We start from the raw sequence: 13,436 nt of genomic DNA, 5'->3' as shown, positions 1-13,436 counted from the left end.
GAGGGATACTGGGACAGGTCTCTGTTCTACCGTATATTTAAATTTGACAGATTTGTTTTTGCCTGTTGTGAGGGATTTCTGCAGGGAATTTGATATATAATGGAGAACTACCTAAGGAAAATATGGAGATACATTCGGATTATTTAGATAATGTATTAAATAATCAAAATAACAAAGTCTTGATAATTACAATTCAAAAACTTGTTATAAAAAAGAAAAATCCTGAGCACTTTGAAATATTAATGAATCAGATTAATTTCATTATGTTTGATGAGGGACATAGAGAGCCGGCCTTAGAATCTTGCTAAAGCGGACGCACAAAGGTCACAAGGTACGAAGAAGCGGAAATTATCCGGTTAAAAGCGGTAGCAGAGGCAGAAGCCTAGCAGAAGATCGCTGAAGCTTTTGAACAGTTTGGACAAGCGGATGTAATGGACATGATTTTGAAAATGCTGCCGGAGTATGCAAAACAAGTGTCAAGCCCACTCAGTAATATCGACAAGATTACTGTAGTGGATACAGGTGGAACCGGTGTGAATAGGGGTGCTAATAAAGTGACTGGATATGCAACGGGTTTAATGGCAACATTGCCGAAGTCATTATAGGCATCTTCGGGAATTGATCAAAGACTTGCTTGAGAATTTCTCAGGAAAGCAGAATTTACCATTTTCCACCATAAAACGGAAGCATGCCGAGGCGATCATGAATATGGCAGCAGGCAAGGAAGAGTAAAATAAAATGAAGAAAGGTAAGAGCACTAATATGCTCTTACCTTTTTTTAAATAGTTTTCGCTTATAAAAGGCATGATCAGTTTATCTGGCCTTTTATACTTAACAAATATGTTCGTCATACTCGGTTTTCAAGTAATTCATCATCCTTTGTTTTTGGTGGGAATAATGAAAGCAATTAAAGTAAAAGGAAAAGTCGTCAAAAAAGAGAGGGTTTTTATCATCGAAGCTATAAGAATTTAAAAAATCCGAGATTACTTTTTCTTGTTCCACTACATCGAACAATCCGGATATATAAAAATGATAACTGAATTTATCATATAAAAAAAGGTTCCCTGTATCATCAAAAATATTTTTCACAGTATGACTATCCAATTCTAACTCACTCCTTCCTTACCAATATACCTTTTTATCGATGAAATTATTCAGTGCTCATCTTTCAGGGAATATTATTATATTTATTGCAGCGTGTTTTTTATACCTTCAATGCATTCAAGGTATGAAATAAATGCAGGCAGCAAGAATCATGAACGAAAAAAGCACATCCAATAAGGATGTGCTTTCATAAAATTATTATTTGTACATTTCAGCAACTTGTTTTTGCAATTCGCCATTTTCAAGGTACTCATCATAACTCATTTGCTTATCGACTGTACCTTTTGGAGTAAGTTCAATGATACGGTTCGCTATAGTTTGGATGAACTGATGATCATGTGAAGAGAAGATCATAGATCCTTTAAAGCTGATCAAACCGTTGTTCAATGCCGTAATCGACTCTAAGTCCAGATGGTTAGTAGGTTCATCAAGCATCAGGACGTTCGAACCGCTTAACATCATTTTGGAAAGCATACAGCGGACCTTTTCGCCCCCTGAAAGTACACTTGCCTTTTTCGTGACTTCATCGCCAGAGAATAACATTCTGCCCAAGAAACCGCGCAGGAAGCTTTCGCTCTGGTCATTTGGTGAATATTGACGGAGCCAATCGACAAGATTTAAATCGACACCTTCAAAGAATTCAGCATTATCCTTAGGGAAGTATGCCTGAGAGGTGGTAACTCCCCATTTGAATGAGCCGCTATCAGGTTCAATTTCACCTGCCAAGATTTTGAACATTGTTGTTTTAGCAATCTCATCTTTACCGACAAATGCAATTTTGTCGCCTTTATTCATCGTGAAGCTGACGTTATCCAATATTTTTACGCCATCGATCGTTTTCGAGATTCCGTCTACACGAAGCAGGTCGTTCCCGATTTCACGTTCAGGAGTAAAGCCGACGTATGGATAGCGGCGTGAAGAAGGCTCGATGTCATCCAAGCTGATTTTGTCCAATAATTTCTTACGGGATGTAGCCTGGCTCGATTTGGATGCATTGGCACTGAAACGCGCGATGAAATTTTGAAGCTCTTTGATTTTTTCTTCTTTTTTCTTATTGGCATCTTGAGTCAGTTTAAGGGCAAGCTGGCTTGATTCATACCAGAAGTCATAGTTACCGATATAAACTTTGATTTTACCGAAATCAAGATCCGCAATATGTGTACAAACTTTGTTAAGGAAGTAACGGTCATGGGAAACTACGATAACGGTGTTTTCAAAGTTGATTAGGAATTCTTCCAGCCATTTGATCGCTTTTAAGTCCAAGTGGTTGGTAGGCTCATCCAGTAAAAGAACATCCGGTTTACCGAATAATGCCTGGGCAAGCAATACTTTAACTTTGTCGCCACCGTTCAATTCAGCCATTTTCTTTGTATGCAGGTCTTCCGCGATGCCAAGGCCTTTTAAGAGGATTGAAGCTTCAGGTTCAGCTTCCCAGCCGTTTAATTCGGCAAATTCACCTTCAAGTTCGGCCGCTTTCATTCCGTCTTCGTCGGTGAAGTTTTCCTTCATATAGATGGCATCTTTTTCTTGCATGACTTCATATAATCTTTCATGTCCCATAATGACTACTTTAAGGACTTCTTCCTCTTCATAAGCGAAGTGATCTTGCTTTAGAACGGCAAGGCGTTCGCCAGGACCCATATGGACATCACCGGATTGCGCTTCAATTTCACCGGAAAGGATTTTTAAGAAAGTGGATTTACCCGCACCATTCGCACCAATCAGGCCATAGCAGTTACCAGGAGTGAATTTTATATTAACATCTTCAAACAGTTTACGATCGCCATAACGTAAACCAACATTATTTACTGTAATCATTTATTTACATTCCTCCAAAATACTTTTGTTTCAACGTGTCCAACACTTTGTTTCATTAGTTTTACGCTGATTCATACAAACAGCAGTTTACGATTTTGTATGTTTTAAACTGTGCATCATTTAAATTGTATCTCATTTTTGCAAAAAGTTAAAGGAGGATTAGTAAAAACAGGTGAACACAGTGACATTTCTAAAGTTTTCCTTTCGATACTAAATATTAACATGCTAAAGAGAACAATATTAAGGTGGACATTATGAAGTTCCTGAATTGAACAGAAGAGATAAAGTCTATGAAGGGATTTTAGTTGTGCATGAAATAACCAAAATTTATATAGTAAGTTATTCCTATTTGTGATAATTTTATATGATGTGTTTAAGGATATATAATCATAATAATTATTAAGATTATCTTAAATTTCATCTAGAGTTTTCACAACAAGGAGAAGGTAAATGATTAAGTCGAAAAAGGATTATAGATTTTATTTAAATGAAGATTTAAAGGCACATAAGATAGCAAAGTGGAATTGGTATTTACGATATCGTTTTCCTATTGTTCATTACCAAAGAACTCTAAGGAAAGTTGAATATTATAAGAATTGTAAAAAGAGTCCCTTTAGTAGAATCTATTTAAAGTTCCTTGAAGGTACTCTAATAAATCAAGGAATAAGGCTTGGGTTTTCAATCGGAAGAAATGTTTTTGGCCCAGGATTATGTATGGCTCATTGGGGAAGTATAGTAGTTCATAAATCAACAAAGGTAGGGAAGAATTGTAAAATTCATTCTGCTGTAAATATAGGAATTAAAAAAGGGAAATGTCCTGTAATTGGAAATAATGTTTATATAGGACCTGGAGCTAAATTATTTGGTGGAATAACAATTGGCGATAATGTTAAGATTGGTGCCAATGCTGTAGTAAACAAAGATGTCCCAAGTGATGTAACAGTTGTAGGAATACCGGCAAGAGTGGTTTCTTAAATCAGTAAAAGAGTATGTATAAAACGAAAGCATCCATTCATTGGGTGATTTTTATTGGCAGGATATCCTTCTGACATTATCGAATTGATAATCGAAAGGGGAGCATTCTGCAATGATGGAAAAATTTCATGAGATTATTATCGATGGAAGAGTGTATGAGGATATAGGTCATTTTACACTTTTCAATAAGGTAATTATTATTGAAATTACAAATTAACTCATTTCTGTATCTAGAGGAATTAAAAATGGCGGAGTAGCAATTAGTGAAGTTAAGTTTATTAACAATGGCAAACCTCTTGTGACTTATGAAGGAGGATATATTGTTGATACCATTATTAAAAATGAGGTTCAACTATATCCAGTTTAAAGGAAGCCCTCATTTTTTGAGGGCTTTTTATATTTTGTCTAAAAATAAATATTTTTCGATGAAATTAATGAATAAGTGGTAAAAAGCTCCTGCATTAGAAAACTATTGTAGTATTAAATAATTTATAACTTAGAAGAAGTGCAGCAATGAAAAACTCAATAGTGGCATCATTAGTTATTTTTATCATTCTACTTGTAGGTGGATGTGGTCAAGAAAAGAAAGAGGAAAGTAAAGAGCAAGGTTCTGTTGAACAAGTAAATAAATCAGGGGAACCTTTGGAAGAAGAGGTTAAACAATTTGAGGTTAAAGAAAAGATTGATCAACTTGGGAACGAATCTCTGAGTGGTCTTCCAACAGACCATTTAAATACAATCGTTACTGAACAAGATGGATATACCTATGTTATTGAACCGGTTTTTGACAATAACGTAAGGGACTCAAGTGCTTTATCGTTCATGTTCAAAGTATCAGTTATTAAAGATGGCAAATGGGTAGTTAAGGGGAAAACAACAGATTTAACTAATGAGATATATAACACAAAGGATTTGAATGCTAAATATTGATTTTCAAATACCCATCTGGGTGGGTCAAACTTTTTTGTCCAAACTAATACAACATTTGAAAGTAATTCAAACGTTGACCCGATAAATCAAATTCACCGGATCTCATTTTCTCAAGACGGTGTAGCTCACTATAAGAAAATTTTTGATGAGACGAACAATGAAAGCTATGAAACTTCTAAAAGTATAGGTTATGATTTTATAGATGGGCTTGAACAAACTTATATTATTGAGTCAATCTCTATAGATGAAGAAACAAAATCAAGAGTAATGGATAAAGACGGAAAACTTTTATATTCAATTGACAATTACGCTGTAGATCTTGGAGAGTACTCTGGGATACCTATTATAACAACTTTACATAATGATGTTTTATTCTTTGGAAGATCAAGTGAAGCAGAGGCTTACGATTTCAAAGCTAAGGATCTGATTTGGAATGAAGATGGTACTAAGACTAAGAAGAGTTATAATTTGGCTGAGGGTTCAGTTGAAGCCTTTACTAATGTTGAAAATGGAATTTATACAATTTCTTTCGAAAATGGTGAATACTTAGTAGGTTATACTATATTAAATAAAAAACAAGCTTCAATAGTGAGTAGTATTGCATTACCTTCTGAACTAAATATTGAAAAAACCTTTATATCATTGAATGATGAAAATGTTAACGTGTATACATTGGTTGATTATAAAGGAAAAGCTACTTTGCAGAAGTATATTATTCCACGTATAGACATGTAATGAATTTATGAGGCATCCAATCCTTTGGATGCTTTTTAATTTTGGAGAAGGAAGTTAATAAAAAACCATCACGTATGTATGATGGTTTTACATTTTGAACAGGTTATATCTTGAAGTGGCCTAAATTTTATCTTTTTTAAATCGTACTTAGTTAATACAAAAAAGCCCTTGTATTTCAACCCACACTCACTATTATTTTGGTCTTTAATTGCATGGATAGATTCATCATATATAATAGTTGGAAAATGCATTTTTGCGCCTCTTATTTTAAATTTAGGCTAATTAAAATAAACAACTCGGCTACCTGATCAAATCATAAAACGTGTTTAAGGATTTGCTTTACCTCATTAAAATCCGCCTAGGAATTTATAGTATCATAAGTAAGTAAAAGAAAAAGCTGGTAAATTTTTCTTTTGATTTGTTAGCTAAATGATGTAAAGCCCATCAAGTTAAAAACCGTGAATTGTCTATGTTATTAGCCAGTATTAATGCTTATGTAATTACATTATTAATGAATTAGGAATGTTTATAGAATGGATTTTCCATCTGTTAAGGAAGCAAGACAATATCTAATGGACAAATATGATATGAAATTAAGCGACTTTGATAATATGTATGTTGAAGAATTTATGCGCTTAATGGGATGGAATAGGATTATTTCCGAGAGACATTAATTATTATGATGTCTTTTTTTTATTGTTGTGATGGGAAAAGTGGGACATGAATTATCCATTGTAGATTAACGTGTAAAGGGGGGATGAAGTGAGGTGGATAAGGATAGTGTAAGTAATTTAGGTAAAGCACAACAGACTGCTTCTGAGTTGGTAGCTACTGGTAACATTGAGAAAAAAGAGATAGCTGAGACAGTCGGAGTGAGTAGAATAACCTTATATAATTGTCAGGGCGGCTTTTTATTATTTAATCCACTAATTGGTAAAGAACATTAAAACGTATACGAGTATGAATTTTCTAAAGTTAATTGTACCTTCTTGTTTATTATGGAAAAGTAGGTATTTTTACCTTTTTTTTATGTTAAAATATTAAAGTCTTTTTAAAATCAGGAGGAATTTCATCATGAAAAAAATCGTATTAGGCTTTGCATTATCGTTGTCTATATTAGTTTTGGCTGCATGTGGATTAGGGGAGGAAGCTGGTTCTACTAAACAACCAACTGCTCAAAGTGCGCCTGCTAAAGTGGATAAGAAGGACCAAGTGAGTCAATTAAAAGATAGTGAAGTGGTATTCAATTATGAAGGTAAAGATGTTAACGGAAAACAATTGAAAGAATTTGCTGATGAATATATGTCGAGTCTTGGCGAATCCAAAAAATTCGATAAAGAGTCTGTAGCAAAAAGGTATATTCTTAGGAATGAACTTATGAAATACTCAGGGGTATCTCAAGAGACAATTGATGAATCTCATAAATCATTCGTTGAACGAAATGAAGGAAACGAAGATTTATTAGATATGAGTAAAGGTGCGACATTATTTATAGAGCTAGAAAAAGCGCTTTTCTTTAAGGATTATTCGTTCAATGAAGAATTAATGAATAAATACTATAATAATCTGTCTGATGGGGCGAAAGCTAATGTTTCACGAAAAGACTTCGCTACTAACTATGGTCTTATTTACAAAAACATTACTGAAGATAAAGAAGAATACCAAAAATTAAAAGATTTCCAACAAAAATTACTTAACGACTCTGGCGCTAAAGGTATCGACCTTAAAGTTCAAGATGAAAAAACTGAATTTATACTATAATTATCTGAACCTATGAAAAAATCATTAATTTTAATCACACTTTTATTAACTGGATGTACCACTCAAGTATCAGAAACTAATGAGTTGTTAATCATTGCCCACCGAGGAGATTCTTCTGAAGCACCAGAACATACTATGCCGTCATATGAGAAAGCAATTAACTCTGGAGCCGACTTTATTGAAATTGATTTAAGGATAACAAAGGACGATCAGTTAATTGCCATGCATGACGAAGCTGTAGATCGCACAACTAACGGTATAGGCAAAGTATCAGGATACACTTTAGATGAACTAAAGAAATTGGATGCTGGTAGTTGGTTTAATGAGGATTATAAAGGAGAAAAAGTTGTTACCTTAGAAGAAATATTTGATAGATTTAAAACTGATGCAAACTATTATATTGAAACCAGAACAGTCGATAATCAAACCGTTATGGAGAAGAAATTACTTAAAATACTTTCAGAACGACAACTCTTGGATAAGGTAGTAATACAGTCCTTTTCATCAGAGAGTTTGAAATTAGTTCATAAATTGGATAAGGATATTCCTCTTGTTCTGCTTTGTAAAGATGCAGAAGTGCCTTATCTAAAGTTAAATGAAATTAACCAATACGCTATAGGAATTGGTTTAAATGGCAAACTGGTTGATGAGGCGTTTGTAGGAAGGATGCATGAAGCTAATTTAGTGGTGCATACTTTTTTCGATAAAAAAAATGAGAAAAAACAAATTGAAGAAGTGGTTTCTTACGGTGTTGACGGAGTCTTTACCGATTACTTAGACAATGCTAATAAGCACCAATAAAAATCAAGTCGTCCCAAGGGCGGCTTTTTATTATGCAATGAAAGGGGGAGGAAAGTTTGGAAACAGATATATTAAGCATGTTATTAAAAGAAGGTGGATTCGCAGCCTTATTTGTATCCCTGACATGGAAAATGGTGACCAAGAAAAGATTAAGCAAGTTAAACAAAACTTTGACTATTAAAAGAGTATTTTAATCAGCAAAATACTTTGTTTCAACGTGTTCAACACTTTGTTTCATTAGTTTTACGCTGATTCATACAAACAGCAGTTTACGATCTTGTATGTTTTAAACTGTGCATCATTTAAATTGTATCTTACTTTCTAATGAAAATTAAAGGCAGATTAGCAAAAACAAACGTTTATAAGCAAAAATTACACAGAGATTTAATTTTGTTTATAAATTGTCACCTATAATGTAAGTACTATTTTTTTGCAGAATAAAATTACGGGTACAAAGACTCATTACGCACCATCCTTATTATTGGTAATATAGGTAACTGTAACTAACACAACGGTAGGATCATATATGAGTGATTCATTAGGTTTTTGGAAACGTCTTTTCGCAGGAGTATTGGGTGGCATAATTGTATCAGCACCATTAGCGATAATATTTGGGGTGATTACCGGTGATTGGGAAAATGAAAATTTTTCAACGTTTTTTAACTTTCTCTACATGGTGATTGTCCCGATACTATGGTATGGCTATACAGTGATAGGCACAATGCTATTGCTGCTTTGGTTTATGCCATTACATTAGGGATAGGGTTTATTGTTAGTGCATTCATGGTTGGTATAAGGAAAGACCATAGAGCGATACATGATTTCATAGCAGGTACATACGTGACATCAAATAAACCATGAATAATGGATCAGCAGTTTAATAGCTGCTTTTTTTTATGCAAATCTACAATTTAAAATCCGATACGATTTTTTTTGCGGGTAAATTACAATTTAAGGTATAAATATTACATTGGAAACCACGATAGAATTATCTATTCCATTAATACACTGGCAATTAGGAAGCGAAAAGCACTTAACCTTAAGGGTCAAGTGCTTTTGTTATTCAAAACCTCTTTATTTTGATTAATGATGATTTTATTTCTTAAAATCATTTCTTTATTATTAAGTCCAACATTGAGTTCTTTTGTATTATTCACTTTTTCCAGTAGTGACACAACAGATATTTCCAGTAATTCAGAAATAGGCATATTTGTTTTGGATGATAAATTTTCAAGTTCATGGATTAATTTAGGGGATAGCATTGGTTGTCTTTCATTTATTTCCATGACAGAACCCACTTTCTTAAAAAAGTTATGTAATTGTAATTTAAGTATATAATGAGAGTTTCCAATAAAACATTAAATTAGCGTTATTTATGTTAAGAATTGATGACAATAGCAGTTCAAAAGTCAACATATTATAGCTAAAATCAATCTGGAATATATAGTGTATTCTTCGAATTATATGAAATATCAGGGATTGTAAATTTCAACTATATAATTCTATGTCTCCAGATTTGTCAACCATTGGCTTTTCTGGTAGTATAAATGTCCATTTCGTCTTAGCATCGGCATTTTAATAAGTTTGATAAATACACAAGGAAGGGGAAGTGATTTTATTGGGTAATCACCCTGATTTTGAACAGGAACGACAGCGGCTGGATTTTACGAAACGTTATATCGATGTAGTCATCAAAACATCAGAAACAAGCAAAGATCAATTTCAGAGGAATATGCAAGAAGCTTTTGGCGATGCCGATTGGTCTGAATCAGCCTTATATTCACAGCTGCTGACGACGGCCAACTTTTTTGAGATGTCCAAAACCGAACTAGAAAGTTTACGCAAAGCAAGTAAAAAACCTTACTTTGCAAGAGTGGATTTTGAAAGGAATGACGGTGATAGAGGCGAAGTCCTTTATTTCGGAAAAACATCGCTTTATCAGAGGGAAAGCCAGGAACAGATCATCGTCGATTGGCGTTCACCGATTGCAAACCTGTATTATGAGGGACGGATTGGTGAAATAGAATATGAAGCGGAAGGGGAGACATTCAGCGGGAATATCACTTTAAAAAGACAGCTAATGATAGAAGAAGGTGTCCTGGAGGAGATAAGGGACATTGATTTGACAACAACGGATGAATTGTTGCAGGAATCGCTTTCCAAAAGTTCCAGCAATCGATTGACAGATATCATTACCACGATCCAGGAAGAACAAAATAAAATCATTCGGGCAGATTTGAATAAACCTATCATTGTTCAGGGCGCAGCGGGCAGTGGTAAAACCACAATTGCTTTACATAGGATCTCTTATTTCATTTATCACTTTAAAGACTTGTTCGATCCGCGTCAATTAATGATTCTTGCTCCGAGCCGGGTTTTCATTGATTACATATCTGAAGCTTTACCTGAATTGGGTGTCGAAAAGGTAAAACAATTCACATTTTCCGAATATGTTCAGGCAGCGATAGGAAAGCAAGTGAAGCTTATCGCGGATGATAAATTAACTCGATTGCTGGAAAAGGATGATGAAGAAATTAATTCAGCCGTCTGGATATCAGGTCTGAAGGGTTCCCCTGCCTTTAAATATATATTGGACGAATATGTAAAGGATATTTTCAGTGGTTTTCATCCAGATGCTGATTTTTATTGTGATAAATATCGCCTCTATTCCGCTAAGAAGTTCATTAGATTATTGGAAGAGGATTATTGGTATTTACCGTTATACAGCAGGCTGGACAAACTGAAGGCCATACTACAAAATGAAGTCAAATTGAAAAAGAAAACAATTCTTGAACGTGTTGTTGATTTTTATGATGCCAAAATTGAGAAAGCTCTTTATAAGAATATCGATCCAGTCATTCGCAAGGACTTTGTTACAAAATGCCTCGATAAGAAAGAGGAAAGGATGGGGCAGGTCCAAAAGGCTATCCGTACTTCGGTAAAAGGGTATTTTAAGCAATTCAAAAGAAAAGATCTCCTGGATTACTATCAGGAATTATACCAAGATCCTGAGCGTCTCGCCTCGTACAGCAACGGTAAACTTACTGTTGAGGATGCCAGTGTTTTATGTGAGTATAATCATAAATTATTCTCTGCTAAAAGTTATGAGATGGAGGACTTAGGAGCATTATTATATCTTCATGAGCGGCTTTTTGGTGTCGATAAAGAAAACAAAGCAAAAAATGTCGTCATTGATGAGGCACAGGATTATAGCTTCATGCAGTTACAGGCACTAAAGACGGCAGTGGATACCGATATGTTCACACTTGTAGGAGATCTTGCACAAGGCATCCATTCATATCGCGGACTTCAAACGTGGGACGAGGTTCACAGTCGTATTTTCCCTCGGGCGACTTATACTGAATTACAAAAAAGCTACAGAACAACTGTTGAAATAATGAAACAAGCTAATGAAATACTTCAGATGTTAACGTACGATTTCCCGGAAGTTGAACCTGTAGTTCGACATGGCAAGGATCCAGAATTCATTTCCATTGAAAAGGAAGGTTGGGAAGAAGAACTGATCGATCTTATCGAAAGCCTTAAAGGAGAAGGTTTTAAAACGTTTGCCGTTATTGCTAAAACGATGAAAGATTGCAAACTGGCAAACGAGAAACTAAGTGGATTCCATCAAGGCTTTCATTTAATAGATGAAGCGGGAAACATCCCTAAAGATAAAACATTGATTGTTCCTTCCTATCAAGCCAAAGGTCTCGAATTCGATGTCGTATTTGCAATATCCCTCGAAGAAGCGTATTGCCATGGAAATGAACTTGATATCAAATTGCTGTACGTAACAATGACAAGGCCATTGCACCGGCTTTATTTTTTAGGTAATGAGAAAAAGGCCTTCCTTATCGAGACATGAGATGAGGAGGGTGGAGAGTAACCACCCTCCTCGGGAATGCTTACAAATGCAAAAGGATATCCTGAATGTCTTCCCACCCGAAACCGACTTCGATAAGCTCGATGCCTGCCATTTTAACGGTTTTTTCAGCTATCACTTGACCGCCAAGGGCTCTGTAAAAACCGCATGAAGGATTATCCTTTAATGCCCATATTATTAAATTCTGATGTTCCATTTTCACAAGCTCATGTATGACCGCTTTTATCATTTCTCGGCCGAGTCCCTGTCGTTGATATTCTTGTAAAAAATAAATGGCATATACTTCACCTTGAATAAGCGGATCATTCGTTTGTTCAGGGCCGCCGGCCGCGAAACCGATGATTTCCCCATTGGCGTTTTCCGCTACAAAGGTGGCATTATGCAGCATCTTTAAATTTCTTAGCCAGTTTTTCTTTTTGGCTTCCAGATTCAAGGAAGACAAATATTGATCCGGGAGGATTCCTTTATAAGTCGTTTTCCAACTGTTTATATGTACATTTGCTATTCCATTTACATCTTGTTCCATGGCTTTCCTTATCTTCATAAAAACACCTTCTGAATTTCGTATTTTCCCTAGAATATCATGGAAAAAGTGAATAAGCATTTTATTTATGTTTATAACTGCATGAGAAAGGATATGAAATAAAAGAGTGATTTAACCAGACGAAGGGAAGGATGAGAAAGATGAAATTGAAAGTTGGTTTTTATTTTCCGGGCGGCAAAGAACTAGAGCATGAGGTAGAAGGCGATGACTCAACTCAAATGATTTCAAATATTCAAAAGCACCGTTATTATAATCTAGTTAAAGGCGATTGCCATTATGTAGTAGATACGGAAAAAGCAGCTTATTTTTCTGTAACGGAAATATCGGATTGAGATAAACCGCATTGGACTTTTGTTTCAATGCGGTTTATTCTTTTTGTTGTAAGGAAACAGGAAAAGGAGTATCGACAATGAAAATCAATTTTACCAAGAAACAGTATGAAACATTATTCAAAATGGTTCAGTACGGATATTGGGTTGCTTCCGATACTGAAGATAATAAAGAAGAATTTAGTGAGATGGAACAGTATCTCAATTCCTTTGCCAAAGATTTCGGCATGGAAGGAGTACAGTTTGTGAAGGAATATGAAATTTATGATTTGAGCCGGGAATTGGAGGATCAACTTCAAACAGTCATAAATGAGTATGAAGATGGAGTGTTCAGGGATAAGCTTGCCTATCATTTGGCTAGAAAAGAGTTTGCCGAGGAGTCTGAAAACCATGAATATAATCAGGAGGAAGCGTTTATACGCATCATGGAGCTCGAGGAAAAATATCATCTACATATTGAAGAACACGGGTTAGGGAAATTGAAAATGGAAGAATAAAAAGAGAGAGGACTTAATTTGTCCTCTCTTCAGTTTTTAGACAAAGGGGTTCGGAA

Annotated in this window: 14 protein-coding genes and 2 pseudogenes; 13 read left to right on the top strand and 3 right to left on the bottom strand. The window is 34.9% G+C overall.

The window, feature by feature from the left end; all coding sequences use genetic code 11:
* Window positions 1–122 precede the first annotated feature (122 nt).
* A complete protein-coding gene (locus tag ABOA58_RS15215) occupies window positions 123–308 on the top strand; it encodes a hypothetical protein (RefSeq protein ID WP_350302887.1) in 186 nt (61 codons plus the stop codon).
* Window positions 301–732: pseudogene (locus tag ABOA58_RS15210) on the top strand (flotillin domain-containing protein); the annotation flags it as partial. The gene ABOA58_RS15215 and the pseudogene ABOA58_RS15210, both read left to right, overlap by 8 nt.
* 570 nt (window positions 733–1,302) lie before the next feature.
* On the opposite strand, the gene ABOA58_RS15205 reads toward ABOA58_RS15210, so the two are convergent.
* Window positions 1,303–2,922, bottom strand: a complete 1,620-nt coding sequence (locus ABOA58_RS15205; protein ID WP_241591034.1) for an ABC-F family ATP-binding cassette domain-containing protein — start codon at window positions 2,920–2,922, stop codon at window positions 1,303–1,305.
* Between the two features lie 450 nt (window positions 2,923–3,372).
* Here ABOA58_RS15205 and ABOA58_RS15200 point away from each other — a divergent pair, with 450 nt between their 5' ends.
* From ABOA58_RS15200 to ABOA58_RS15165, 8 genes and pseudogenes are all read left to right on the top strand, one after another.
* Window positions 3,373–3,897 (top strand): serine O-acetyltransferase, encoded by a 525-nt coding sequence (locus ABOA58_RS15200; RefSeq protein ID WP_350299056.1) that lies wholly within the window; start codon window positions 3,373–3,375, stop codon window positions 3,895–3,897.
* 513 nt (window positions 3,898–4,410) lie between these two features.
* Entirely contained in the window at window positions 4,411–4,827 is a 417-nt protein-coding gene (locus ABOA58_RS15195; RefSeq protein WP_350299055.1) for a hypothetical protein, read from the top strand.
* A gap of 267 nt (window positions 4,828–5,094) precedes the next feature.
* Window positions 5,095–5,562, top strand: coding sequence for a hypothetical protein (locus ABOA58_RS15190; RefSeq protein WP_350299054.1), 468 nt, complete (start codon window positions 5,095–5,097; stop codon window positions 5,560–5,562).
* Window positions 5,563–6,329: 767 nt separating this feature from the next.
* Window positions 6,330–6,509 carry a helix-turn-helix domain-containing protein gene (locus ABOA58_RS15185; RefSeq protein ID WP_350299053.1) on the top strand — a complete coding sequence of 60 codons (180 nt, stop codon included), beginning with the start codon at window positions 6,330–6,332 and terminating at the stop codon, window positions 6,507–6,509.
* 127 nt (window positions 6,510–6,636) lie between these two features.
* Complete coding sequence (locus ABOA58_RS15180; RefSeq protein WP_350299052.1) at window positions 6,637–7,323, top strand: LptM family lipoprotein; 687 nt, start codon at window positions 6,637–6,639, stop codon at window positions 7,321–7,323.
* A gap of 12 nt (window positions 7,324–7,335) precedes the next feature.
* Window positions 7,336–8,124 (top strand): glycerophosphodiester phosphodiesterase family protein, encoded by a 789-nt coding sequence (locus ABOA58_RS15175; protein ID WP_350299051.1) that lies wholly within the window; start codon window positions 7,336–7,338, stop codon window positions 8,122–8,124.
* A 56-nt stretch (window positions 8,125–8,180) separates the two neighbouring features.
* Window positions 8,181–8,318, top strand: coding sequence for a hypothetical protein (locus tag ABOA58_RS15170; protein ID WP_350299050.1), 138 nt, complete (start codon window positions 8,181–8,183; stop codon window positions 8,316–8,318).
* A 332-nt stretch (window positions 8,319–8,650) separates the two neighbouring features.
* Window positions 8,651–8,985 (top strand): annotated as a pseudogene (locus tag ABOA58_RS15165) (RDD family protein).
* A 185-nt stretch (window positions 8,986–9,170) separates the two neighbouring features.
* Here the strand turns inward: ABOA58_RS15165 and ABOA58_RS15160 are convergent.
* Complete coding sequence (locus tag ABOA58_RS15160; RefSeq protein WP_350299049.1) at window positions 9,171–9,410, bottom strand: hypothetical protein; 240 nt, start codon at window positions 9,408–9,410, stop codon at window positions 9,171–9,173.
* Window positions 9,411–9,733: 323 nt separating this feature from the next.
* Between ABOA58_RS15160 and ABOA58_RS15155 the strand changes: the two genes are divergently transcribed.
* Window positions 9,734–11,992 carry a HelD family protein gene (locus ABOA58_RS15155; RefSeq protein ID WP_350299048.1) on the top strand — a complete coding sequence of 753 codons (2,259 nt, stop codon included), beginning with the start codon at window positions 9,734–9,736 and terminating at the stop codon, window positions 11,990–11,992.
* Between the two features lie 40 nt (window positions 11,993–12,032).
* Here ABOA58_RS15155 and ABOA58_RS15150 read toward each other — a convergent pair whose 3' ends face one another.
* Window positions 12,033–12,554, bottom strand: coding sequence for a GNAT family N-acetyltransferase (locus ABOA58_RS15150; protein ID WP_350299047.1), 522 nt, complete (start codon window positions 12,552–12,554; stop codon window positions 12,033–12,035).
* 140 nt (window positions 12,555–12,694) lie between these two features.
* Between ABOA58_RS15150 and ABOA58_RS15145 the strand changes: the two genes are divergently transcribed.
* Window positions 12,695–12,886 carry a hypothetical protein gene (locus ABOA58_RS15145; RefSeq protein WP_350299046.1) on the top strand — a complete coding sequence of 64 codons (192 nt, stop codon included), beginning with the start codon at window positions 12,695–12,697 and terminating at the stop codon, window positions 12,884–12,886.
* A 77-nt stretch (window positions 12,887–12,963) separates the two neighbouring features.
* Window positions 12,964–13,380, top strand: coding sequence for a hypothetical protein (locus tag ABOA58_RS15140; protein ID WP_350299045.1), 417 nt, complete (start codon window positions 12,964–12,966; stop codon window positions 13,378–13,380).
* Window positions 13,381–13,436: the final 56 nt, after the last annotated feature.

The organism is Peribacillus frigoritolerans (assembly GCF_040250305.1).
Lineage (GTDB): Bacteria > Bacillota > Bacilli > Bacillales > DSM-1321 > Peribacillus.
Note: the sequence above shows the minus strand (reverse complement) of the source record. Positions and strands in the feature narration are given on the sequence as shown.

Bases quoted from the DNA above. Each gene is read 5' to 3' on its own strand.
- ABOA58_RS15150 (WP_350299047.1), bottom strand. From the start codon at position 12,554: ATGAAGATAAGGAAAGCCATGGAACAAGATGTAAATGGAATAGCAAAT.
- ABOA58_RS15190 (WP_350299054.1), top strand. From the start codon at position 5,095: ATGGATAAAGACGGAAAACTTTTATATTCAATTGACAATTACGCTGTA.
- ABOA58_RS15175 (WP_350299051.1), top strand. From the start codon at position 7,336: ATGAAAAAATCATTAATTTTAATCACACTTTTATTAACTGGATGTACC.
- ABOA58_RS15180 (WP_350299052.1), top strand. From the start codon at position 6,637: ATGAAAAAAATCGTATTAGGCTTTGCATTATCGTTGTCTATATTAGTT.
- ABOA58_RS15145 (WP_350299046.1), top strand. From the start codon at position 12,695: ATGAAATTGAAAGTTGGTTTTTATTTTCCGGGCGGCAAAGAACTAGAG.
- ABOA58_RS15200 (WP_350299056.1), top strand. From the start codon at position 3,373: ATGATTAAGTCGAAAAAGGATTATAGATTTTATTTAAATGAAGATTTA.
- ABOA58_RS15160 (WP_350299049.1), bottom strand. From the start codon at position 9,410: ATGGAAATAAATGAAAGACAACCAATGCTATCCCCTAAATTAATCCAT.
- ABOA58_RS15215 (WP_350302887.1), top strand. From the start codon at position 123: ATGGAGATACATTCGGATTATTTAGATAATGTATTAAATAATCAAAAT.
- ABOA58_RS15140 (WP_350299045.1), top strand. From the start codon at position 12,964: ATGAAAATCAATTTTACCAAGAAACAGTATGAAACATTATTCAAAATG.
- ABOA58_RS15195 (WP_350299055.1), top strand. From the start codon at position 4,411: ATGAAAAACTCAATAGTGGCATCATTAGTTATTTTTATCATTCTACTT.
- ABOA58_RS15205 (WP_241591034.1), bottom strand. From the start codon at position 2,922: ATGATTACAGTAAATAATGTTGGTTTACGTTATGGCGATCGTAAACTG.